The 22,058-nt window shown below is 74.7% G+C and carries 20 protein-coding genes and 1 pseudogene; 13 read left to right on the forward strand and 8 right to left on the reverse strand.

Features of this window, described 5'->3' with window-relative positions:
• Positions 1-20 precede the first annotated feature (20 nt).
• Both ABZ808_RS03270 and ABZ808_RS03275 read right to left on the reverse strand, forming a co-directional pair.
• Positions 21-1,742 (reverse strand): sulfatase-like hydrolase/transferase, encoded by a 1,722-nt coding sequence (locus ABZ808_RS03270; RefSeq protein ID WP_357000233.1) that lies wholly within the window; start codon positions 1,740-1,742, stop codon positions 21-23.
• 266 nt (positions 1,743-2,008) lie between these two features.
• A pseudogene (locus tag ABZ808_RS03275) lies at positions 2,009-2,662 on the reverse strand (CDP-alcohol phosphatidyltransferase family protein); the annotation flags it as partial.
• A gap of 117 nt (positions 2,663-2,779) precedes the next feature.
• On the opposite strand from ABZ808_RS03275, the gene ABZ808_RS03280 reads away from it, so the two are divergent.
• The 8 genes from ABZ808_RS03280 to ABZ808_RS03315 all read left to right on the forward strand — a co-directional run bounded on the left by ABZ808_RS03280 (position 2,780) and on the right by ABZ808_RS03315 (position 11,600).
• A complete protein-coding gene (locus tag ABZ808_RS03280) occupies positions 2,780-3,763 on the forward strand; it encodes a dehydrogenase (RefSeq protein WP_357000236.1) in 984 nt (327 codons plus the stop codon).
• A gap of 2 nt (positions 3,764-3,765) precedes the next feature.
• The gene (locus ABZ808_RS03285) at positions 3,766-4,164 is read left to right on the forward strand and encodes a 6-carboxytetrahydropterin synthase (RefSeq protein WP_357000240.1); all 399 of its coding nucleotides are present in this window, start codon (positions 3,766-3,768) and stop codon (positions 4,162-4,164) included.
• 98 nt (positions 4,165-4,262) lie between these two features.
• Positions 4,263-5,288, forward strand: coding sequence for a glycosyltransferase family 4 protein (locus tag ABZ808_RS03290; protein WP_357002710.1), 1,026 nt, complete (start codon positions 4,263-4,265; stop codon positions 5,286-5,288).
• Positions 5,285-6,109, forward strand: a complete 825-nt coding sequence (locus tag ABZ808_RS03295) for a class I SAM-dependent methyltransferase (protein ID WP_357000243.1) — start codon at positions 5,285-5,287, stop codon at positions 6,107-6,109. Before ABZ808_RS03290 ends, ABZ808_RS03295 begins: the two co-directional genes overlap by 4 nt.
• A 64-nt stretch (positions 6,110-6,173) precedes the next feature.
• Positions 6,174-7,112 (forward strand): lysylphosphatidylglycerol synthase transmembrane domain-containing protein, encoded by a 939-nt coding sequence (locus tag ABZ808_RS03300; RefSeq protein ID WP_357002712.1) that lies wholly within the window; start codon positions 6,174-6,176, stop codon positions 7,110-7,112.
• A gap of 59 nt (positions 7,113-7,171) precedes the next feature.
• Positions 7,172-7,855 (forward strand): GTP cyclohydrolase II, encoded by a 684-nt coding sequence (gene ribA / locus ABZ808_RS03305; RefSeq protein WP_357000245.1) that lies wholly within the window; start codon positions 7,172-7,174, stop codon positions 7,853-7,855.
• Entirely contained in the window at positions 7,852-8,565 is a 714-nt protein-coding gene (locus ABZ808_RS03310; protein ID WP_357000247.1) for a dihydrofolate reductase family protein, read from the forward strand. The genes ribA and ABZ808_RS03310 overlap by 4 nt, the downstream gene beginning before the upstream one ends.
• Before the next feature lie 212 nt (positions 8,566-8,777).
• Positions 8,778-11,600, forward strand: a complete 2,823-nt coding sequence (locus ABZ808_RS03315; protein WP_357000250.1) for an Hsp70 family protein — start codon at positions 8,778-8,780, stop codon at positions 11,598-11,600.
• A gap of 18 nt (positions 11,601-11,618) precedes the next feature.
• On the opposite strand, the gene ABZ808_RS03320 is transcribed toward ABZ808_RS03315, so the two are convergent.
• Positions 11,619-12,050, reverse strand: coding sequence for a Rieske (2Fe-2S) protein (locus ABZ808_RS03320; RefSeq protein WP_357000252.1), 432 nt, complete (start codon positions 12,048-12,050; stop codon positions 11,619-11,621).
• 152 nt (positions 12,051-12,202) lie between these two features.
• Between ABZ808_RS03320 and ABZ808_RS03325 the strand changes: the two genes are divergently transcribed.
• A complete protein-coding gene (locus tag ABZ808_RS03325; RefSeq protein ID WP_357000254.1) occupies positions 12,203-12,775 on the forward strand; it encodes a nucleosidase in 573 nt (190 codons plus the stop codon).
• Positions 12,776-12,784: 9 nt separating this feature from the next.
• On the opposite strand, the gene ABZ808_RS03330 is transcribed toward ABZ808_RS03325, so the two are convergent.
• A complete protein-coding gene (locus ABZ808_RS03330) occupies positions 12,785-13,954 on the reverse strand; it encodes a low temperature requirement protein A (protein WP_357000257.1) in 1,170 nt (389 codons plus the stop codon).
• A gap of 149 nt (positions 13,955-14,103) precedes the next feature.
• Between ABZ808_RS03330 and ABZ808_RS03335 the strand changes: the two genes are divergently transcribed.
• From ABZ808_RS03335 to ABZ808_RS03350, 4 genes are all read left to right on the forward strand, one after another.
• Positions 14,104-14,958, forward strand: a complete 855-nt coding sequence (locus ABZ808_RS03335) for a S1 family peptidase (protein WP_357000260.1) — start codon at positions 14,104-14,106, stop codon at positions 14,956-14,958.
• 94 nt (positions 14,959-15,052) lie between these two features.
• Entirely contained in the window at positions 15,053-16,069 is a 1,017-nt protein-coding gene (locus ABZ808_RS03340; RefSeq protein ID WP_357000263.1) for a sugar kinase, read from the forward strand.
• A 3-nt stretch (positions 16,070-16,072) separates the two neighbouring features.
• Positions 16,073-16,816, forward strand: a complete 744-nt coding sequence (locus ABZ808_RS03345) for an IclR family transcriptional regulator (protein WP_357000266.1) — start codon at positions 16,073-16,075, stop codon at positions 16,814-16,816.
• On the forward strand, positions 16,813-17,421 hold the full coding sequence (locus ABZ808_RS03350) for a bifunctional 4-hydroxy-2-oxoglutarate aldolase/2-dehydro-3-deoxy-phosphogluconate aldolase (protein ID WP_357000269.1): 609 nt from the start codon (positions 16,813-16,815) through the stop codon (positions 17,419-17,421). The genes ABZ808_RS03345 and ABZ808_RS03350 overlap by 4 nt, the downstream gene beginning before the upstream one ends.
• 78 nt (positions 17,422-17,499) lie before the next feature.
• On the opposite strand, the gene ABZ808_RS03355 is transcribed toward ABZ808_RS03350, so the two are convergent.
• Genes ABZ808_RS03355 through ABZ808_RS03370 form a run of 4 tightly spaced genes read right to left on the reverse strand, consistent with a single transcriptional unit; the run spans position 17,500 to position 21,986 of the window.
• Positions 17,500-18,060, reverse strand: a complete 561-nt coding sequence (locus ABZ808_RS03355) for a GNAT family N-acetyltransferase (RefSeq protein WP_357000272.1) — start codon at positions 18,058-18,060, stop codon at positions 17,500-17,502.
• On the reverse strand, positions 18,050-20,110 hold the full coding sequence (locus tag ABZ808_RS03360) for a penicillin acylase family protein (RefSeq protein ID WP_357000275.1): 2,061 nt from the start codon (positions 20,108-20,110) through the stop codon (positions 18,050-18,052). Before ABZ808_RS03360 ends, ABZ808_RS03355 begins: the two co-directional genes overlap by 11 nt.
• Complete coding sequence (locus ABZ808_RS03365) at positions 20,107-20,928, reverse strand: ABC transporter ATP-binding protein (protein WP_357000278.1); 822 nt, start codon at positions 20,926-20,928, stop codon at positions 20,107-20,109. The genes ABZ808_RS03360 and ABZ808_RS03365 overlap by 4 nt, the downstream gene beginning before the upstream one ends.
• 29 nt (positions 20,929-20,957) lie before the next feature.
• Complete coding sequence (locus tag ABZ808_RS03370; RefSeq protein WP_357000281.1) at positions 20,958-21,986, reverse strand: iron chelate uptake ABC transporter family permease subunit; 1,029 nt, start codon at positions 21,984-21,986, stop codon at positions 20,958-20,960.
• Between the last annotated feature and the right edge of the window lie 72 nt (positions 21,987-22,058).

Genomic DNA, 22,058 nt, shown 5'->3' on the forward strand with positions numbered 1-22,058 from the left:
CACGGCGCGTCCGGCCCGGGTCAGCGCGGTGCGGCCAGCGGCGGCGGCGCCGTCCCGAACGTGGTCAGGAAACGGTCGCGGAAGGTGTCCATCGGCCACACCGGAGCCTGCGGACCGGGCCGCAACCCGTCCTGCCAGCCCCAGCCCGTCACCCGGTCCAGCACGCCCCGGTCCCGGGCGACGATGGTGATCGGCACGTCCCGGCTCGCACCCTCGCCGGTCACCACCGGGGAGGGCTGGTGGTCACCGAGAAACACCAGCACCAGGTCGTCGTCCCCGTACGTCTGCACGTACGAGATCAGCGTCCGAAGCGAGTAGGCGATGGCCTGCCGGTAGCCCGCGCGAGCCCGCCCGGCGTCCCGCTCGTCGGTCTCGCCGTCGTCGGCCGAGGCGGCGTCACCGTGGTAGATCGAGCCGTCGCCCACCTCGTCCCAGCCGATCATCTGAGGCACCGCCGTCCACGGCGAGTGGCTGGAGATCAGCGGGATCTGCGCCATGATCGGACGGTCCGCCCTCGCGCGGACCTGCCGCTGGAAGAACGACAGCGTGTACTGGTCGGGCATCGGGGCGTAACTGAAATTCGGACCGCGGTAGCCGAGCGCCTCGGCGTCGTAATAGCGATCGTAGGAGAAGAAGCCCTGCTCCGGCCACGGCTGGGTGGCTGCCGGCAGCACCCCGACGGTCTGCCAGCCGGCCCGACGGAACGCGCCGTTGAGGGTCAGCCGATCGCTGGACAGCAGGGCGCGGTGCCGCTGCTCGTTGTCCGTCCACAGCCCGGACAGCAGGGTGTCGTGCGCCAACCAGCTGCCGCCGCCGAACGTCGGGGAGGTGAGAAAGCCGCTGCGGCTGCCGTACCCGGCTGAGCGCAGCGTTTCGGTCCCGGCGTCCAGCACCGCGTTGACCTGCGGCGCCAGCGCCGGGTTCTCCACCGCGTCACGCCCATAGCTCTCCACGAACGCGAGGATGACGTCCTTGCCGCGCAGCCCGGTCAGCAGCTGCTCACCCGGTACCTCCCGGAACGGGTCGCTGCCGATCTTCGCGGTGAACCGCCCACTGTCGCGCAACCTGTCGTCCACCTGGGCGGCGTGCGCGCCGACGAGCGCTGTGACACCGGCGTCGGCCACCGGCACGCCGGGAACGATCCGCACCCCGACCACGGCGCACGCCACCCAGGCGACGGTCAGCGCGGCCACCACCCGGGTCGCCGCCCGCTCGTGGCCCACCAGCAGCGACGCGAACCGTCGCAGCGCCACGGTCACCCCCAGCAACAGCACGCCGATCAGCAGCACGACGCCGACCGCCGCGCCGAGGGCGCCGGCCCGACCGGCCGAGTCCCGGACGAAACCGAACGCGTCATCGAGCAGCAGCCAGTCCAGCACCAGGTCGAACGGGCGGTCCAGAGCCGTGCGGAAGCCCAGGTCGGCGAGCTTCACGACGGCCAGCAGACCGAGCAGCGGCCCGACGACGGCCACCACCACCCGCCGGGGCCGCGCCGGCAACGCCAGCAGCAGCGCGGCGATGAGCAGCCCCTCCAGCGGGATGCGCAGAAACGCGCCGGGGGTCAGCTCGCTGAGCCGGTCCGGGCCGACCAGGACGGCGTACACCAACAGAACCGCCAGCACCGCACCGAGCGCCCGCCGCGTCCGGCGTCGCGGCACCGACGACACCGCTGGGGTACGCGCGTCGCCCGCCGCCCCCGCGCGCGGGCCGGCCAGCCGGCGCAGCCGGGCGGGAAGGGTCATCACCGCCTCCAGTCGGAGTGGACGGTCCCGCCCGAGCGGGCAGCCATCGCCCGCACCGGCAACAGCGGCAGCACGATGAGCGGTGTCTGCCCACCGGTCGGCAGCAGGGGTGGCGCCACCGGCGTGTGGCCGGGTGCCCGGACGGGTGGCGTGGTCGCGGCCTGCGCGGCGACCCGCCGTGCGGCCGGCGCGGGAGCCAGCGCCGAGGTGACCGGCGTGGCGAGTCGAGCGGGTGCCGACAGTCGCCGGTGAGGCATCGGGCGGCGTCGCCACAGCCAGGCCACGTCCCTGCCGAACGACTCGACCAGCAGCGCCAGGGCCGCCACCAGCACCAGCGTGGTCCACGGCTGCGGCAGCACCCCCGCCGCGGCGACCGCCAGCAGCACCCCCTGTGCTGCGGCCACCACCTTGCGCCACAGGCGCGGCGGCAGCGACCCACCCAGCCAGGGCAGCGCCGCGCTCGCCGCGACGAACGCGTACCGCATGGCGCCGATGGCCAGCACCCAACTGCCGGCGGTCGGGGCGACGTACACGCTGAGCACCAGGATGAGGAACGCGTCGACCTCCATGTCGAAGCGGGCGCCGAGCGCGCTGACCGTGCCGGTCCGCCGCGCGACCTGGCCGTCCACCGCGTCCAGCAGCAGGGCCACCGCCGTCACCGTGACCAGCAGCCCCACCGGCGTGGGCCGGGAGAACGAGTCCACCACCAGCGCGGTGACCGCGCCGACCAGGACGGCCCGGGTCAGCGTCACCCGGTCGGCCGGGCCGAGACCTGACGCGCCGGCCCGGCGCAGACCCCTGCTCAGCGCGAGGCAGGTGACCGTCGCGTAGCCGACCCCGACCAGCCAGCCGGCCCAGGTCAGACCCACGGTGGCGGCCAACGCCGCCAGCACGACCAGTTGGGCGCTCAGCCCGATCATCGGACCACTTCGAACTGTGGGCACCGTACCTCCGTGTTTATGATCGACGACCCCGACAGGGAACACGGAAAATGTGGCCGTTCGGTTCGGCCCGCAGCGAAGGTGAGGTGCGCGACGGTGATCCGCGAGGCGTACGCCTGCTGGGTGCGTGAGCCCGGCGCGGCGGAGATCCGGCCGCTGTCGCTGCCCGAGCCGGGGCCCGACGAGGTGCTCGTGCGGGCGCGCTACTCCGGGGTCAGCCGGGGCACCGAGACGCTGGTCTTCGCCGGCCGGGTGCCCCCCGACCAGTACGCCTCGATGCGCGCCCCGTTCCAGGAGGGCGACTTCCCCGGCCCTGTGAAGTACGGCTACCTCAACGTCGGCGTGGTCGAGCAGGGTCCGCCGGAGTTGCTCGGGCGGACCGTGTTCTGCCTGCACCCGCACCAGAGCGCGTACGTCGTGCCGGCCAGCGCCGTGGTGCCGGTGCCGGATGACGTGCCGCCCGCCCGCGCGGTGCTCGCCGGCACCGTGGAGACCGCCGTGAACGCGCTGTGGGACGCCGCGCCGCTGGTCGGCGACCGGGTCACCGTGGTCGGCGCGGGCATGGTGGGTTGCTGCGTCGCGGCGCTGCTGGCCCGGTTCCCCGGCGTGCACGTCGAACTGGTCGACACCGACGCCCGTCGGGCCGGGGTGGCCGGCGCTCTCGGTGTCGGGTTCGCCCAGCCGGACGACGCGGCCGGCGACCGGGACCTGGTGGTGCACGCCAGCGCCACCGCCGCCGGGCTGCAACGTTCGCTGGACCTGCTCGCGCCCGAGGGCACCGTGGTCGAGCTGAGCTGGTACGGGGACCGCCCGGTGCAGGTGTCGCTGGGCGGGGCCTTCCACTCCGGACGGCTGACCGTGCGCAGCAGCCAGGTCGGCATGGTCGCACCCGCCCGGCGGGGCCGGCGCAGCTACAGCGATCGGCTGTCCCTGGCCCTGGACCTGCTCGACGATCCGGCCTTCGACGCGCTGATCACCGGCGCGTCCCGGTTCGGGGAACTGCCCGACGTACTCGCCCGACTGAGCACGGGCGACCTGCCCGCGCTCTGCCACCTCATCACCTACGACGACGGGGAGTGACCGTGTTCAGCGTGACCGTTCGAGATCACATGATGATCGCCCACAGTTTCCGGGGCGAGGTCTTCGGCCCGGCCCAGCGCCTGCACGGCGCGACGTTCGTGGTGGACGCGACGTTCCGCCGGCCCGACCTGGACGCCGACGGCATCGTGGTCGACATCGGCCTGGCCACCGAGCAGCTGCGGGCGGTGGTCGGTGAGCTGTCCTACCGCAACCTCGACGACGAGCCGGCGTTCGCCGGGGTGAACACCACCACCGAGGTGCTGGCGCGTACGGTCGCCGACCGGCTGGCCGAGCGGGTCCACGCCGGTGCGCTGGGCGACGGGGCACGCGACCTGGCCGGCATCACCGTCACCCTGCACGAGTCACACGTCGCCTGGGCCAGCTACGAACGGTCGCTGTGACGGGTGCCGGCCGGGCGTCGCACGATCGGCCCGACGCCGACGCCGACGCCGACGCCGACGCCGACGCCGACGCCGACGCCGACGCCGACGGCCGCGTGGTGCACGTGGTCCTGCCCGGCGACATCGACGACCCGGGCACGCCCAGCGGCGGCAACACCTACGACCGGCGGGTCTGCGCGGGCCTCGGCGAGCAGGGCTGGACGGTGCGCGAGCACCAGGTGCCCGGTGCGTGGCCGCACCCCGATGCGGCCGCCTGGACGGCGCTGGCCCGGCTGCTCGCCGCCGTGCCGGACGACGCGGTGGTGCTGCTGGACGGCCTGATCGCCTCGACCGTGCCGGACCTGCTCAGCCCGCACGCCGAGCGGCTGCGCCTGGTCGTCCTGGTGCACATGCCGCTCGACGACGAGGCCGAGGCCCGCGCGCTGGCCACCGCCCGTGCCGTGGTGACCACCAGCGAGTGGACCCGCCGCCGGCTGCTGGCCCGTCACCCGCTCACCGCCAGCCGGGTCCACGTCGCGCCGCCGGGGGTGACTCCCGCACCGGTCAGCAGTGGTTCCGCCACCGGCGACCGGTTGCTCTGCGTCGCGGCTGTCACCCACCACAAGGGGCACGACGTGCTTGTCGACGCCTTGACGGTCCTGGCCGACGTGCCGTGGACGCTGGTCTGCGCCGGCACGCTCACCCGGGAACCCGAGCTGGCGCACCGGCTGCGCGAGCGGCTCGCGGGTGCCGGCCTGAGTGATCGGGTGTCGTTCGCCGGCCCGTTGACCGGCGAGGCGCTGGACGGCGCGTACGCCGCCGCCGACCTGCTCGTGCTGCCGTCCCGGGGCGAGACGTACGGCATGGTTGTCACCGAGGCGCTGGCCCGGGGCCTGCCGGTGCTGGCCACCCGGGTGGGCGGGTTGCCGGAGGCGCTCGGCCGGACGCCCGGCGGTGAGCTGCCGGGGCTGCTGGTCCCGTCGGACGATTCGGCCGCCCTGGCCGGCGCGCTGAGCTGGTGGTTGGGCGACGACGCGTTGCGGGCCCGGTTGCGGCGTGCGGCCCTCGCCCGCCGCGACACCCTGACCGACTGGTCGGTGACCGTCGCGTCGCTGGCCGCCGTACTGCGGGAGGTGGCACGTTGACCGTCGAGGAGACCTTGCCGTTCGCCGACTGGCTGCGGCTGCGTGAGCCGGCCGACGCCTCCGCCCGCGCGGAGGACCTGGTGGACGCGGTTCGGCCCCGGCTGACCGGTGCCGCCCCGATCATCGTCCACGACCTGGGCAGCGGCACCGGCTCGATGAGCCGCTGGCTGGCGACCCGACTGCCCGGCCCGCAGCACTGGGTGCTGTACGACCGGGACCCGGACCTGCTGGCCCGGGCGGCGGAGGGCATGGCCGGGGTGGCCGCCGCCGACGGTGCTCAGGTCACCGTGGACACCCGATGCGGTGACCTCACCCGGCTGACCGCCGCCGACCTGGCCGACGGCGCGCTGGTCACCGCGTCCGCGCTGCTGGACATGCTGACCACCGAGGAGGTCGAGCGGGTGGTGGACGCCTGCGTCGGTGCCGGCTGCCCGACCCTGTTCGCGGTCTCGGTGACCGGGCGGGTCCGGTTCACCCCGGCCGACCCGTTGGACGCCGCCGTGCAGGACGCGTTCAACGACCACCAGCGGCGTACCGTCGACGGACGTCGGCTGCTCGGCCCGGACGCGGTGACGGCCACCGCCGCCGCGTTCACCCGCCGGGGCGTGGACGTGCGGGAGCGGCTCACCCCGTGGCGGCTCGGCCCGGAGCAGGCCGGCCTGGCCGCCGAGTGGTTCCGCGGCTGGCTGGGCGCCGCCTGCGAGCAGCGCCCGGAACTGGCCGACCCGGCGCGGTCGTACGCCGAGCGCCGGCTGGCCGACGCGGCCGCCGGCCGGCTCGCCGTGCTGGTCGAGCACCGGGATCTCCTCGCGGGCGGATGAACCGCAGACAGCCTGGGTACGTGCACTAGGGCAAGTGGACGATCTTCAGGGAGGACCGGCGCCGATGGTGTGGGCCTGGGCACGAGTGGTCGGCGGGGTGGGTCTGCTCGCCGTCCTGCTGTGGCAGGTGGGCAGCGGTCCGTTCCTGGCCGGGGTGCGGCTGATCGACGCGCCGGCGCTGACCGCGGCGCTGCTCATCGGTGTCCTCACGACGGTCTGCGCGGCGTGGCGGTGGAGTCTCGTCGCCGGCGGCCTCGGCGTGCGGCTGCCGCTGGTGACCGCGGTGGCGCACTGCTACCGGGCGGTGTTCCTCAACGCCACGCTGCCCGGCGGGGTGCTCGGCGACGTCCACCGTGCGGTGCGGCACGGCCGCGACGCCGGCGACGTGAGCCGGGGCATCCGCGCGGTGGTCTGGGAACGTGCCGCAGGCCAGGTGGTCCTGGTGGGTGTCGCGCTGGTGGTCCTCGCCGCGTTCCCGTCCCCGGTGCGGCCCTACCTGCCGGCCGCCGCCGCGTTGCTGCTGGCGGGCGGGTTGGTCGCCGTGCTGCTGGCGCGGGTCCTGCCCCGGACCGGCCGGTCCCGGTGGGCCCGGGGGATGCGGACGGCCGTCGCGGACGTGCGGTCCGGGCTGTTGTCCCGGCGGACCTGGCTCGGTGTGCTGATCGCCTCCGCCGTCATGGTCGCCGGCCACCTGGCGACCTTCCTGGTGGCGGCACGTACCGCCGGGTCGGACGCCCCGCTGTCGCGGCTGCTGCCGCTGACCCTGCTCGCCCTGCTCGCCATGGGCCTGCCGCTGAACATCGCCGGCTTCGGCCCGCGCGAGGGAGTGGCCGCCTGGGCGTTCGGCGCGGCCGGGCTCACCGCCGCCGAGGGCGTCGCCACCGCCACTGTCTACGGTGCCCTGGTTCTGGTCGCCAGCCTGCCCGGCGCCGCCGTGCTACTCGCCCGCCGCGCCCGCAATCCCACCACCGTTCGGGAAGCCGCCGCCGGTGGCGGCGGTTGAACCGTTGGTGAGACGGTTACGCGTCGCCGTGGGACGGTGGCGCCGGACAAAGGAGTCCCATGCTCGAAGCACTCCCGGTCGCCACGATCCGAACCCAGGTCACGGTGCCTCTGGCGTTCCCCGACGGCTATGCCACGACCGTCCGCGTGTTCTCGTTCAAGGGCCTGGTGGACGGTCGGGAGCACCTCGCCCTCGGGCTCGGTGACTGGGCGGGCGCACTGGACCGGCTCGCCGCCGGTGGTGAGCCGCCGCTGGTCCGCCCGCACAGCGAGTGCCTGACCGGCGACGTGTTCGGCAGCCAGCGCTGCGACTGCGGGCCGCAGTTGCGCGAGGCGGTGCAGCGGATCGCCGACACCGGCGGTTTCCTGCTGTACATGCGGCAGGAGGGCCGGGGCATCGGCCTCTACGCCAAGCTCGACGCGTACGCCCTGCAGGACGCCGGACTGGACACCTACCAGGCCAACGTCGCGCTCGGCCGGGGCGAGGACGAACGGGACTACAGCGCCGCCGCGCAGATGCTCGCCACCCTCGGCGTGCCGCGCATCCGGCTGCTCAGCAACAACCCCGACAAGGAAGAGCAGCTGACCCGGCTGGGTGTCGCGGTCACCGAGCGCGTCCCCACCGGCGTCTTCCTCTCCCCGGCCAACGCCGACTACCTGGCGGCGAAGGCGGCGAAGGCGGCCGAGACCGAGGCGGCGGAGGCGCGGGTGGGCCGGACCCCTGACCGGTCCGTCTCCCGGTGAGCTGCCGCCCGGCGCCACCACGGCCGTACGTGCTGCTGAGCTGCGCCGCCTCCATCGACGGGTACATCGACGACGCCTCCGACCAGCGGTTGCTGCTGTCCAACGAGGACGACCTGGACCGCGTCGACGCGGTCCGTGCCTCCTGTGACGCGATCCTGGTCGGCGCCGCGACGGTCCGCCGCGACGATCCCCGGCTGCTGGTGCGCTCCGCGGCGCGCCGGGCCGAGCGGGTGGCGTGCGGCCGGCCCGCCACGCCGACCAAGGTGACCCTGACCGCCCGGGGCGACCTCGACCCGACCGCCCGGTTCTTCACCGCCGGCGACCCGGCCCGGCTCGTCTACTGCGCCACCGGCGCGCTGGAGAAGGCCACGGAACGGCTCGGCCGGCTGGCGACAGTGGTGGACGCGGGTGAGCCGGTCGAGCCGGCGTGGATCCTGGCCGATCTGGCAGGTCGGGGTGTGCGCCGGCTGATGGTGGAGGGCGGCGGGACGGTGCACGCCCAGTTCCTCACCGCGGGTCTCGCCGACGAACTGCACCTGGTGGTCGCCCCGTTCTTCGTCGGTGACGGCCGGGCGCCCCGGTTCGTCGGCGAGGGGCGCTTTCCCTGGAATCCGGGTCGTCGCGCCCGACTGGCCGAGGCCCGCCAGATCGGCGACGTGGTGCTGCTGCGCTACGCCCTCTCCGACCGGTTCACCGACACCGACGGTTGACCCATCAGGGCAGCCGGCCCGACAGTGCCGGCCCGACGGGCAGCCCTGGCGCAAGCGTGATGTCGCTGAGACATATTGATGTCTCAGCGACATCGCCCTCAAACGCGGAACCGGGCCGAGAAGTGCCTGTCGCACCGCGTGATCAGGACACCGGCGTCGGCTGCGTACCATGCGGGGCTGGGTTTCCTCGTCGCGGCGGAGGTATCGGGCACATGGCAGGCCAGCACGAGGGTTTCGCCCTCGGCGTCGACCTCGGTACGTCCAACACGGTCGCGGTGCTGCGCTGGCCCGACGGGCGGACCCGTCCACTGCTGATGGACGGTCAGCCGGTCAGCCCGTCCGGCGTGTACGCCGATCCGGACGGCACCCTGCACGCCGGCTGGGACGCTCGACGGCTGGCGCAGGCCGACCCGGCCCGGTTCGAGCCGAACCCGAAGCGCCGGGTGGACGAGCCGGCCGTGCTGCTCGGTGACCGCTCGTACCTCCCGGCCGAGCTGCTCGCCGCCGTGCTGGCGGCGGTCGGACGGGCCGCGGTCAACACGGTCGGCTTCCTGCCTCCGGCCGTGCTCACCTGCCCGGCGGCCTGGGACGGGACGCGGCGGCAGGTGCTCGCCGACGCGCTGCTGCAAGCCGGTTGGCCGCAGGCCGCCGAGCACACGCTCGCCGGGCCGACGCCGCCGGGCACCCGGTTGCTGCGCGAGCCGGTGGCCGCCGCCCGCTACTACGCGCAGGTGCTGCACCGCCCGGTGCCGGTCGGCGGCGCGATCGCGGTGTTCGACTTCGGCGGCGGGACGCTCGACGTCGCGGTGCTGCGCAACGAGGGCGCCGACCCGTGGGGCGACTCGGGCTTCAGCGTGATCGCCGATGGCGGCCTGCCCGACCTGGGTGGCCTGGATCTCGACGCGGCGCTGGTGCGGCGGGTCGGTGAGCTGCTCGGCCAGCGGCACGCCGCGCAGTGGGCCCGGCTGGTCGGGCCGTCAGGCCCGGAGCAGCGCCGTGACCAGGTCCGACTGTGGGACGAGGTTCGGGGCGCGAAGGAGACGTTGTCCCGGTCCACGGTGGCGCCGGTCGCGGTGCCCGGGGTGGCCGAGGCGGTGCAGCTGACCCGGGCGGACGTCGAGCGGGTGGCCACGCCACTGCTGCGCCGCGCGGTGGACCGGGCACGGGAGGTGATCGGCGCCGCCGGGCTCAGCCCCGACCAGCTCGCCGGGCTGTTCCTCGTCGGTGGCTCGTCGCGGATCCCGCTGGTGGCCCGGCTGCTGCACGCCGAGCTGGGGGTGGCGCCGACGGTGCTCGACCAGCCGGAGCTGCCGGTGGCCGAGGGCGCGCTGACGGACCTGCCGCTGCGTCGTCAGCTGCCCGCACCGGCGTACGCGGGACCGCCCGCCGCCCCGCCAGCGCCGCCCGCCGCCCCGCCAGCGCCGCCCGCCGCCCCGCCCGCGCCGCACGTGGCCCCGCCAGCGCCGCACATGCCCCCGCCGGGGTCGCCCGTACCGTCGCCGGTGAGTCCGCCCGCGATGCCCGTGCCGTCGTCACCCGCGCCCACCGCGCCGACCGTACCGTCGCAACCCGGGCCGGGCTGGCCGGCGGCGACCGTGCCGGGGCCGGCGGGCGTACCCCGAACCCTGGTCGGTGGATCGGGTGCGACCCCGCCGCACACGCCGTCCGCCGCGATGTCCTGGCGGAGGGCCCGCTGGGTGGTGCTCGGCGCGGTGCTCGCCCTGGCCGGGGTGGCCACCGCGGCGACGCTCTACCTGACCCGGGACCGCTATCCGGATCTGGAGTTCGGGTCGCTGCGTGAGGTGGCGCGGCACCAGGCCGGAGCCGAGCGCCCGCGCGGCATGTGGACGGCGGTGCTCGGCGACCGGGCCTACCTCGGGTATCCGCTGCCGGACAACCGGCTGGAGGTGGTCGCCGTCGACACCGGCACCGGCGACCAGTTGTGGCGCAAGCCGACGGGCGTGACCGCCGACAGTTGGACGGGGCTGGTCGCCGTCCCGGGGGCGGTCGCGGTCCTCGCCAACGCTTCGGGCAGCAGCACGCCGCGCGCGCTGGCCGTCCTCGACGGCCGCTCGGGCGCGCAGCGCTGGCACCGGTCGATTCGCGGTGACGATGACGTCTACTTCTCCGACGACATGGCGGTGGTGGTGGACCGCGCCGCCGGCCAGTTGGTTGGTCTGCGCATGGGCGACGGCACCGAGAAGTGGAACAGGCCCAACCCCCGCGACCAAGGCGGCGGATTCCGCACCGTCGTCCGGCCGGTGGGCAGCGACAAGGCCGCCGGCGGGCCGGCCTTCCTCGACGGCACACCTCGCGACCCGTGGGCCGGCAAGGGGCGGCGGCTCGTACAGATCGGCGCGGACCGGTCGGCGCGACTGCTCGACATGGCCTCCGGCGCCGTACTGCGGGAGTGGGGCAACGTCGCCGACCTCGACGACCTGGTGGTGGCGCACGAGGACCGGCTCTTCGTGGCCGCCAACGAGGGTGGGTTCCAGCTGCTGGCGTACGACCTGGGCTCCGATGCCGCCCCGGTGGTCCTCTACCGGGCCGGGAACGACCAGCATCGGCCGAAGGGGCTGGTGGCCTGCGGCGAACGGCGGGCGTGCCTGATGCAGACGCAGAGCAGCGACGCCGAGCGTACCGAGGTGGTGGCGGCTGCCGAGGGCGAGACCCCGGTCCGCTGGTCGGCGCCCGGCACGACCGGCCTGGTGCCGCTGGGCGAGCACGTGCTCACCCAGCGGGAGTACCCGAAGCCGACGGTCACCCTCTTCGACGCCGCCGGCAAGCCGCTGGCGCTGCGCGACCGCCCCGGCGTGGCAGCCCGGCTGGACGCGGGGAACCTGCTGGTCTTCGCCGAGGCGCCGAGCATGGTGGCGGACAACCGCAGCGTGGCCGGCGTGTGGGCCGGGTCGGGCGAGTTCGACGAGCTGGGCGAGCTGCGGAACGTCCGCAGCGCGTCCTGCTCCTGGAACACCCGGGTGATCGCCTGCGGTGCGGACAAGGACTTCGTGCTGTACCGCTTCACCGACGCCTGACGCGCTGCCCCGCAACGGTCAGGCGCGGACGATGCTCGTCCCGTCGACCCGAACGGGGATCTCGGTGAGCCCCCGCGTGGCGGGGCCACCGAGGCGGGCGCCGTCGCTGACCGCGAAGGTCGAGTTGTGCGCCGGGCAGGTGATCACCCCGTCGCGGGGAGCGCCGACCCGCACGCCCTGGTGCGGGCAGGTCGCGTCGTACGCCGTGAAGGTGCCGGCCTCGGGCTGCACGACCAGCACCCCGCCGACGATCGTGCCGCCGCCGACCGGCACGTCGCCGGTGCTGGCCAGCACGCTGCCGGGCTCGGCGGCCGCCGGAGCGGAGGGACTGTCATCGGCGCCGCAGGCGCTCAGCACTCCGGCCGCGCCGATCGCGCCGGCCCCGGTCAGCAGCGCCCGCCTGCTCAGGCACCAGCGCTTGTCGCGGAGGAACTCCTGCCCGTCGTACACCGTCGTCACCTCTTTCGTCGCGGCCCGGACCGCCGGCGGCGTCCCGTGCTCGCCGGACCAGCCTGCCCCACCCGGCTGGACGCGCGATGCGACGAACCTGGACGTTGGCTGGGTGCGGAGCGGCTCCCAGCGGCGGCCCGTACGATGCTCCGATGATTCTTCGGGGTACGGTCCGAGCCGATCGTCCGCTGGTGGTGCTCGCCGTGGGGGAGGAGGCCCGCTACCTGCCGCCCGAGCTGCCGGTGCTGCTCACCGGGATGGGCAAGGTGAACGCCGCCAGCGCGGTCGCGGCGGTGCTGGCCGCCGGGCCGCGCCCCAGCCTGCTGCTCAACCTGGGTACGGCCGGGGCGCTGCGCCCCGGCTGGGCGGGCATCCACGAGGTCGCCTCCGTGCTCCAGCACGACCTGGACACGGCCCTGCTGCGCACGCTCACCGGCGAGACCTACGGGGCGCCGCTGGCGCTGGCCGCCGAGGGGGCGGTGCTGGCTACCGGCGACACGTTCGTGGCCGACGACGACGCGCGGGACCGGTTGGCGCAGCGCGCCGACCTGGTCGACATGGAGGGGTACGCGATCGCGTGGGCCGCCGCGCAGGCCGGTGTGCCGTGCCGGCTGATCAAGCAGGTCAGTGACGAGGCGGGCGAGGGTGCGGCCCGGACCTGGCGGGAGTCGGTGGACGCGTGCGCCCGGGACCTCGCCGAGTGGGCCGGTCGACACCTCGCCTGACCGGTGCGGTCAGGTGCCGGCCCCGTGCCCCAACGCCGCCGGCCTGGTATCGCGTTGCTCCGGGGGGATCATCACGTGGCCGGCGAGCGCGAGGGCCACGACCACGCTGACCAGCAGCGGTGGCCAGCCGCCGGCCCACGGCAGCGCCAGCAGGGGCAGGAGCTGCCATCCTGCCCGCCACCACGGCACGTGGCCGGCCACGATCAGCGCGAAGAGGGCGCGGCCGAGCACGAACAGCATCGGGCCACCGATGATCAGTACCAGTAACCGCACAGGTGTCGTTCCGACCGGGTGTTCGACGACCAGGTGGAAGGCGGACGCCGTGACGACCACGCCGACCAGCATCACCAGATGGGTGTACGGGGCGATCCGGGCGGCGCGTCGCCCCGTGATCCCGGCCTCCAGCAACTGCCCGGCCCGGAAGACGTAGATGTGCCAGAGCAGCAGCATGGTGGCGAACGCGCAGAGCAGGGCACCAGCCGGGAGGTGATCGAAACCGCTCCGGCCGACCTGTAGGACGGGCATCAGGATGATGTCGCCGAGGGCCAGGATGACGAACTGCTGGTAGCGCTCGCCCAGGTGCTCGGTCGTCCCCTTGTACTGCTGCAGCGGCACGCGGCCCAGACGGGGGGTGGGGTAGCGCAGCGCGGCGGCGGTCAGGTCGATGGCCATCGCGACGGTCCAGAGCTGCCATTTCACCGTGCCGCTGATCCCTCCGCCGATCCAGAAGACGCCGGACACCAGGAACCAGAACAGGAATCGTGCGGCGCGGGCGGTGGCAGCCCGATGCCGATGCCGGGACAGCGTGGTGATCAGGATGATGCCGCGCACCACGTGCGTGGCGACGTACGAGAGCGCGAAGATGAGCCCGTACTGGCTGGGCAGGGCGGCCGCCATGCCCACCGACCCGACCATGGCCACCATGAGGATGGCCTGGATGGGGCCTTGCTGCGGGTCGTAGAACTCGGTCGTGGTGGTGGTGACCGACCAGGTCCACCAGATCGCCGTCAGCATCAGCAGCACCGACGCGACACCGGGCCAGCCGTCGTGCTCGGCGACGAGCCGCGACACCATCGCGAGCGCCGCCACGAAGACCACGTCGAAGAGCAGCTCCAACAGGGTGGCCCGGGTCGACCCATCCTGGTCGCGGACCAGCGCTGCGGTGTCTCCGGTGGTCATGCCGGCCTCCCGTGTCTCCGGAATTATCAGCGGCACCGGTGCGGCCCGTCCGGGGATCAACGATTCCGGTCGGCCCGGTGTTGCCCTGGCCACGGCTACCGGGCGATGCTTCTTGCATCCACACATTTCGATCTTATTCGGAGGTTCGGATGCGTCGCTCCCCGCTCGTCGCTCTGGTCCTGACCGCCCTCCTGCTCGTCGCGCCCGGCGCCGCGCAGGCCGCCGTGCCCGACCGGGTCACCGCCGACCCGGCCGCCGTGCTGGCCGGGGTCCGCACGGCGGGCACCGCCTGGGGCCTCGACCCGGCCACCGGCCGGATGACCCTCACCGTCGACGACACCGTGACCCCCGCCGAGGTGGCGACGCTGCGGGCTGTCGCCGACCGGGCCGGCGCCCTGCTGCGTCGGGAACCCGGCACGCTGCGCACCCTGATCGCCGCCGGGCAGGGCATCTACGGCGGTGGTGGCCGGTGCTCGCTGGGCGCCAACGTGCGCAGCGGCAGCACCTACTACGTGGTCACCGCCGGGCACTGCACCACTGCCGTCAGCGCCTGGTACGCCGACAGCGCCCAGACCACCGTGCTCGGCACCCGCACCGCCACCAGCTATCCCGGCAACGACTACGGGCTGATCCGCTACACCGGCCGGATCGCCCACCCGAGCGCGGTCTACACCTATCCGGGGCTGCTGACCATCAACAGCCACGGCAGCGCGTACGTGGGTCAGGCGGTGTGCCGCAGCGGTGTGACCACGGGAGTGCGGTGCGGCACGGTCACCGGCCTCAACCAGACCGTCAACTACGGCGGCGGCAACAGTGTCTCCGGTCTGATCAGGACGAACATCTGCGCCGAGCCGGGTGACAGCGGCGGGCCGCTCTACGTGGCGTCGACCGGAGTCATCCTCGGCATCCTCTCCGGTGGCAGCGGCAACTGCACCTCCGGCGGCGTCTCCTACTACCAGCCGATCGGGGAGGTGCTGGCCGCGTACGGGCTGACGCTGCCCTGACCGCCGTTGCGCTCAGCGCAACGGTTGCTCAGGCAGCGCAACGGGCCTAGGCTCGGCGGCATCCCGGACCCCCTCCGCGAGGACGTGTGCCCCCATGCCGACCGAGCCCCGACCCGACGACGCGGCCTCCCCGGCCGGCTCACCGCCGGCCGAGGTGGTCACGGTGGGGGAGACCATGGTCGTGCTCTGCCCCGCCCCCGGCGAGCCGCTGGAGCACGCCGAGCGGGTCGCCCTCTCGGTCGGCGGCGCGGAGTCCAACGTGGCCGGCTACCTGGCCCGGCTGGGGCACCGTGCGGCCTGGGTGAGCCGGGTCGGCGACGACCCCTTCGGCCGGGCCGTCGTGCGGCATGTCGCCGCTGATGGCGTCGACGTCGACCTGGTGACTGTGGATCCGACCGCCCCCACCGGCCTGTACGTCAAGGACCCCGGTGCCACGGCCACCACCGTGCACTACTACCGGGCCGGCTCGGCGGCCTCCCGGATGGACGCCGACGCGCTGGCCGACCCTCGGCTGACCGGCGCGGCGGTGCTGCACCTGTCCGGCATCACCCCGGCGCTCTCCGACTCGTGCCGGGCGCTGGTCACCCACGCGGTCACCGACCGGCCGCTGCCGGGCGCGCTGGTCAGCTTCGACGTCAACCACCGGGCGCGGCTCTGGCCGGCCGAACGGGCCGCGCCGGTACTGCGGGACCTCGCCGACCGCAGCGACCTCGTCTTCGTCGGTCAGGACGAGGCCGACGCCCTGTGGGGCACGGCAGACCCGCTGGCCGTACGCCGGCTGCTGCCCGGGCCGCGGACGGTGGTCGTCAAGGACGGCGCGGTGGGCGCCACGGCCCTGTTCCGCGACGCCGAGCCGGTCTTCGTCCCGGCGCCCCGCGTGGCGGTGGTGGAGCCGGTCGGCGCAGGGGACGCGTTCGCCGCCGGCTACCTGGCCGGGGTGCTGCGCGGCCTCGATCCCGTCGGCCGGCTGCGCCTCGGTCACCTGGTCGCCGCGCAGGCGCTGGGCAGCAGCGGCGACAACGCCCCGGTGCCGCCGTGGTCGTGGTTCGAGCGGCTGCTCGGCGACCCCTGGTCACCACCGGACCTGACCGGCGCGCGGACGGAGGGCTGAGGCGTGTCCGAGGGCGTCGACCGGGCGATACGCGTGCTCGAACTGCTGGCGCGTGAGCCGGCCCCACTCGGGGCTGTGGCCGCGGACCTGGGAGTGCACAAGTCCACCGCGCTGCGCCTGTTGCAGACCCTGGAGGCGGGTGGATTCGCGCGCCGCAGCGACGGTGGCTGGGCGGTCGGGCTGCGGTTGATCGATCTCGCCCAGCAGGCACTGGACTCCCTGGACGTGCGCGCGGTGGCCCGCCCGCATCTGGCGGCGCTCGGGCGCGACTGCGGGCACACCATCCACCTGGCCCAACTCGTCGACGACGACCTCGTCTACGTGGACAAGATCGAGGCCCGTGGTCAGGTGCGGATGTACTCCCGGATCGGTCGCACCGCGCCACTGCACGCCAGCGGGGTGGGCAAGGTGGTGCTCGCGTACGGCCCGGAGTCCCGGCTGACCCGGCTGGTCGAGGGTGCCGAGTTGCGGGCGTACACGCCGGCCACCATCTGTGACCCGGCCGCCCTGCGCGCGGAGCTGGCGACCGTCGCGGAGCAGGGCTGGGCCGCCGACGACGGCGAGTTCGAAACGCTGATCACCTGCGTGGCGGCACCCGTGCGGCAGGCCGACGGGTCGGTCACCGCGGCGGTGTCGGTGACCGCGCCGACGGTGGTCGCCACCCTCGCCGACCTGCGCCGCCTGCTGCCCCGGCTGCTGACCACCACCCAGCAGATCTCCCGCGACCTCGGATGGAGTGCACCATGACCACGACAGATTTCGACCACATCTTCGGCGGTGCCCGGGTGATGGCGATCCTGCGCGGCCTTCCGGTCGCCGAGACCGTCCGGCTCGCCGAGCGCGCCTGGGATCTCGGCATCGACGTGGTGGAGGTCCCGGTGGCCACGCCCGACGCGGTGCCGGCGCTGCGTGCCGCAGTCGACGCCGGCCGGGAGCGCGGCCGGATCGTGGGCGCGGGCACCGTGCTCGACGAGGAGCAGGTCGCGGCGGCGGCCGACGCGGGTGCCGCGTTCACCGTCGCGCCCGGCCTCGACCTCACGGTCGTCGACGCCGCCGCCACGCGTGGCCTGCCGCACCTGCCCGGCGTGGCCACGCCGACCGAGGCGCAGCAGGCGCTGCGGCACGGCCTCACCTGGCTCAAGGCGTTCCCTGCCATCTCGCTCGGCCCGGCCTGGTTCAAGGCCGTCGCCGGCCCGCTGCCACAGTTGCGCTTCGTCGCCACCGGCGGCCTCGACGCCAGCAACGCCGCCGCGTTCCTCGAAGCAGGCGTACGGGTGGCAGCCGTCGGTTCGGCCCTGTCCGACCCGACCCAGCTCGACCAGTTGGCCAAGCTGGCGACACATCCGCGCTGATCTTGCACGTACTGCCCCGTCGAAAGCTGCCAATCGGGACAGATCGGCGACCATAAGTGCAAGATCGACGGGGTGGGGTCAGCGGGGGGTGGTCGCCGGTCGGTTGAGGAAGAACAGCCGGGCGCGTTTGTTCGGCAGGTCGATCAGCGGGCCGGCCTGGAACCCGGTGCGCAGCAGGCGCTCGGTCATCCGGTCGTTGCGCGCGTCCGGCTCCATCACGACCCGCAGCCGCGTCGGGTCGGCCAGGACGAAGTCGAGGATCGCGCCGAACAGCGCGCCGGTGAAGCCGGGCTCGACCGCGACGGGCGGCCCGATCAGCAGGTGGACACCGACGTCGCCGGGGCGTACCTCGTAGCATTCGCCGACCGGGTCGGCCGCGGGCTGGTAGGTCTGCGCCAGGGCCGCCGGCACACCGTCGCGGTGCACCAGGTACGCGTGGTGGGTGTCCAGCGAGTCGAGGTACGCGTAGATCTCGTGCACCCGCTCGCGACTCGCGTCGAGCATCCCCCAGAACCGGGCCCGATCCTGGGTGACCCAACCGTGCAGCAGGTCGGCGTCCTCGTCCGGCCGCACCGGCCGGATGGTGACCACCCCGAACCCGGCGACATCCTGCCGGAAGTGCTGCCCGTCAGTGCTCATCTGGCTCCTCGCCGAGTTGGGTCCAGTCCGTGGTCACCGGCAGCAGTTCACCGGTCAACCAGGCGGGGCTCTGGTCGCCGTGGTGCGGGTCGCCGGGCACCCCGCTGGCACCCAGCGGGACGACCCAGCGGCTGTCCTCGCGTCGGGCCAGGTCCCACACGAAACGCGCTGCCGGCCCCCGGAAGCACCAGTGGGTCACCCCGGGCACGCTGGACGTCGCCAGCACGCAGTCGTGGTCGCCGTTCAGCCGGGGACCGGGCACGGCCGCCGGGTCGGGCAGCGCCCGCCACGGCGCCAGCCGGTGCAGGTCCCCCCAGGGCACCGGCCCGTCCGCCGAGCCCGCGACCTCCTCGGCCGCCGCCCGGACCAGCGCCGCCGCGTCCACGCCGGGCAGCGCGGTGGTGCCGAGCAGGTGCTCCAGCGCGTAACCCACCCGCGGCGTCAGCGCCAGCCAGGGCGCGAACAGCTCGGGGTACGCGGGCGGATCGGCCAGCGCGGCCAGCGCCGGATGGGCGGCGAACCGGCGGACGACGGCGGCCCGCAGCGTGGCGAAATCCGCGGCGTCGGTGCTGTCGGCGCTCATCCGCCGGTCCCAGCGCAGCAGCCGTTCGCGCAGCGCGGCGGCGGCCGGGCCGAGCCCGCTCAGGTCCCGCAGCACCGCCAGCAGCGGGCCGGCCGAGCCCAGGTACGTGTCGGTGTGCACCGTGGCCATCTGGTCGGCCGTCCAGCTCTGCCCGGCGTCGAGCAGTTCGGCGAGCCGGTGCGCCCGGTGCGGTGGGGCGAACTCCACCCCGAGCGGCGCCGCCAACCCGCGCTCGTTGGCCATCACCGCCCGGCCGGTCACCTCGGCGCGGGGCATCGGAGCGTGCCAGCCGCCCCAGGCGTGTGCCGCCTCCCAGGCCGGGACCACCCGCCGGCCGTTGTCCGGATGCCGTACCGGAACGGCGCCGGCGACCCGGTGCAGCAGCCCGCCCGCCGTGTCCGCCGCCAGCACCACGTTGACCGGCTCCACCCAGCGCTCCACCGCCCGGTCCACATCGGACACGGTGCGGGCGCGCAGCAGCGCCGGCAGGACGGCCAAGCCCAGCTCGGCGCGGACCCGGGGCGGATAGCGCAGGCTGATGCCCGTCGGGTCGTCCGGCCCGCCGACGATCAGCGGACCCCGGTCGGTCTCCATCACCTCGACGCGTACCGGGTCGGCCCCGGCCACCTCGATCGTCTCGACGTGGTGGTGGACCTCCCGCCAGCCGTCCGGGCCGAGCGCCTGCACCCGCGTCCCGTGCCGGCGCAGCCGCTCGGCGTACAGGTCCTGATAGTCGGCCATCGCGTTGGTGATCGCCCACGCCACCGTGCCGGTGTGCCCGAAGTGCGCGATGCCCGGCACGCCCGGCACAGCCAGCCCCACCACGTCGTACTCCGGGCAGGCCAACCGGATCTGCTGGTAGACGCCCGGGTCCTCGATGAAGCGGTGCGGGTCGCCGGCGAGCAGCGCGGCGCCCGTGCCGGTGCGCCCGGCGGCGAGCAGCCAGCCGTTGCTGCCGGCGACGGCCGGCCCGTCGGTGGCGAACAGGTCGACGGCGGCCGGGCCGAGCTGGTGTGCGACGTGCTCGCGCCAGAGCTTGCCGGGGAACCCGGCGAACAGGATGTGGTGGCCCAGCCACACCGCGAGTGGCGTCCACGGCTCCCAGCGGCCCGGGGTCAGCCCGGTCGCGGCGAACTCCGGTGTCCGCTCCGCCCCGGCGGCGAGACCGGCGTTGACCCCGTCGACGTACGCGCCCACCCACTCGGCGGTCGCCGCGTCGAGCGCGGCGTGACAGCGGCGGGCGGTGTCGGCGAGCCGGACCTGCCGGGCGAAGCGGTCCCAGCCGAGCGCGTCGACGCCGAGGAACGCGGCGCTGGTGCCCTGGGCCCGGTGCCGTTCCACCTCGAGCTGCCACGCCCGGTCGTACGCGGTCACCCGGCCCTGCGCCGCCGCGAGGGCGAGCGGGTCGTCGGCGCGCAGGTGCGGCACACCCCACCGGTCGCGGAACCGCCCGGCCCGTTCGCTCACGCCAGCTCCGGCACCGTCGAGGTGACCCGGCGGCGGGCGGCGGGGACGACCAGCGGGGTGCCGGTCTCCGGGTCGTCGATCACCCGACAGGGCAGCCCGAACACGTCGCCCACGAGGTCGGCGGTGACCACCGAGGCCGGCTCGCCGGAGGCCACCACCCGTCCGTCGCGCATCGCGATCAGATGGGTGGCGTAGCGGGCCGCGTGGTTCAGGTCGTGCAGCACCGCGACCAGCGTGCGCCCCTGCTCCTCGTGCAGCCGGGCGCAGAGGTCCAGGATCTCGATCTGGTGGGCGATGTCGAGGTACGTGGTCGGCTCGTCGAGCAGCAGCAACGGGGTCTGCTGGGCCAGCGCCATGGCGATCCAGACCCGCTGCCGCTGCCCGCCGGACAGCTCGTCGACGGGCCGGTCGGCGAGGTCGGCGACGCCGGTGGCGCCCATCGACTCCTCGACGATCCGTTCGTCCTCGCGCGACCACTGCCGCAGCAGCCCCTGATGCGGGTAGCGGCCCCGGGCGACCAACTCGGCGACGCTGATGCCGTCCGGCGCGATCGACGACTGCGGCAGCAGACCGAGGGTACGGGCCACCTTCCGGGCCGGCAGGTCGTGGATGTCCCGACCGTCCAGCAGCACCGTGCCGGCACTCGGGCGCAGCATCCGCGACAGGGCGCGCAGCAGCGTCGACTTGCCGCAGGCGTTCGGGCCGATGATCACCGTGAACGACCGGTCGGGCACCGCCACGGTCAGGTCCTCGGCGATGGTGCGCCGGTCGTAGGCGAGAGTCAGCCCGGTGCCACCGAGCCGGGAACTGCCGTGCATGGGTGCTCCTTCGAGGGCGTCGCGGGTGTTCACAGCCGACCCGCCCGGCGTTCGACGGCCAGCAGCCAGACCAGATAGCCGCCGCCGATCACTCCGGTCACCACACCGACCGGAAGCTGGTGCCCGGTGAACGCGCGCTGGGCCAGCAGGTCGGCGCCGACCATCAGGGCCGCCCCGACCGCCATCGACGGCAGCAGGTTCGGGCCGGGCGCCCGGGTGAGCCGCTTCGCCAGGTGTGGCGCGACAAGCGCCAGGAAGGACACCGGGCCGGCGGCGGCCGCAGCGAACGAGACCAGCAGCACCGCCGCGGCGAGCAGCACCAGACGCAACGCGCGCACGGGCACACCGAGGGCGCCGGCCGTGTCGTCACCCAACTCCATCATCCGCAGCGCCGGACCGCAGGCGACGAGCACCAGCGGCGCCACCACGGCGGTGACGGCGAGCAGCGGCCCGGCGTTGGCCCAGCCACGCCCGTCCAGGCTGCCGGTGAGCCAGAGGACCGCGCGGGCGGCGTCCATCAGTGGCGCCCGGGTCAGCAGATAGCCGTTGACCCCGGTGAGGATCGCGGCGACGCCGATGCCGACCAGGATGAGTCGGAAGCCGTGCACGCCGCGTCGCCAGGCGAGCGCGTAGATCAGGAGGCCGGTGCAGAGCCCGCCGACGACCGCCGCGCCCGCCAGGGCCAGGCTGCTGCCACCGAGGACGACCACCACCAGCGCGCCGGTCGACGCGCCCTGGGTGAAGCCGAGCATGTCCGGGCTGCCCAGCGGGTTGCGCACCAGCGACTGGAAGATCGTGCCGGCGAGCGCCAGCGCAGCGCCGACCAGAAGGGCGGTGACCAGCCGGGGCAGCCGCAGCTCGGTCACGATGAACTGCTCCGCCGGGGTGCCGCCGCCGGCCAGGGTGCGCAGCACGTCGGCCGCGCCCATCGGGTAGTCGCCGCTGCCCACGGCCACCAGGCCGAGCCCGGCCGCGAGCAGGGCGGCGCCCGCGCCGACGGCCAGCGCGCGGGGGCGGAACCGCAGGGACAACCCACCGGGGGTACGGATGACTGTCACGCCACCGCTCCGCTTCGCTCCGCGATGGCGCGACGCGCCATGCTGCTGTGCCTGCTGGTTCGCTCGCTACGC

The sequence above is a fragment of the Micromonospora sp. NPDC047527 genome, assembly GCF_040643015.1.
Taxonomy (GTDB): Bacteria; Actinomycetota; Actinomycetes; order Mycobacteriales; family Micromonosporaceae; genus Micromonospora.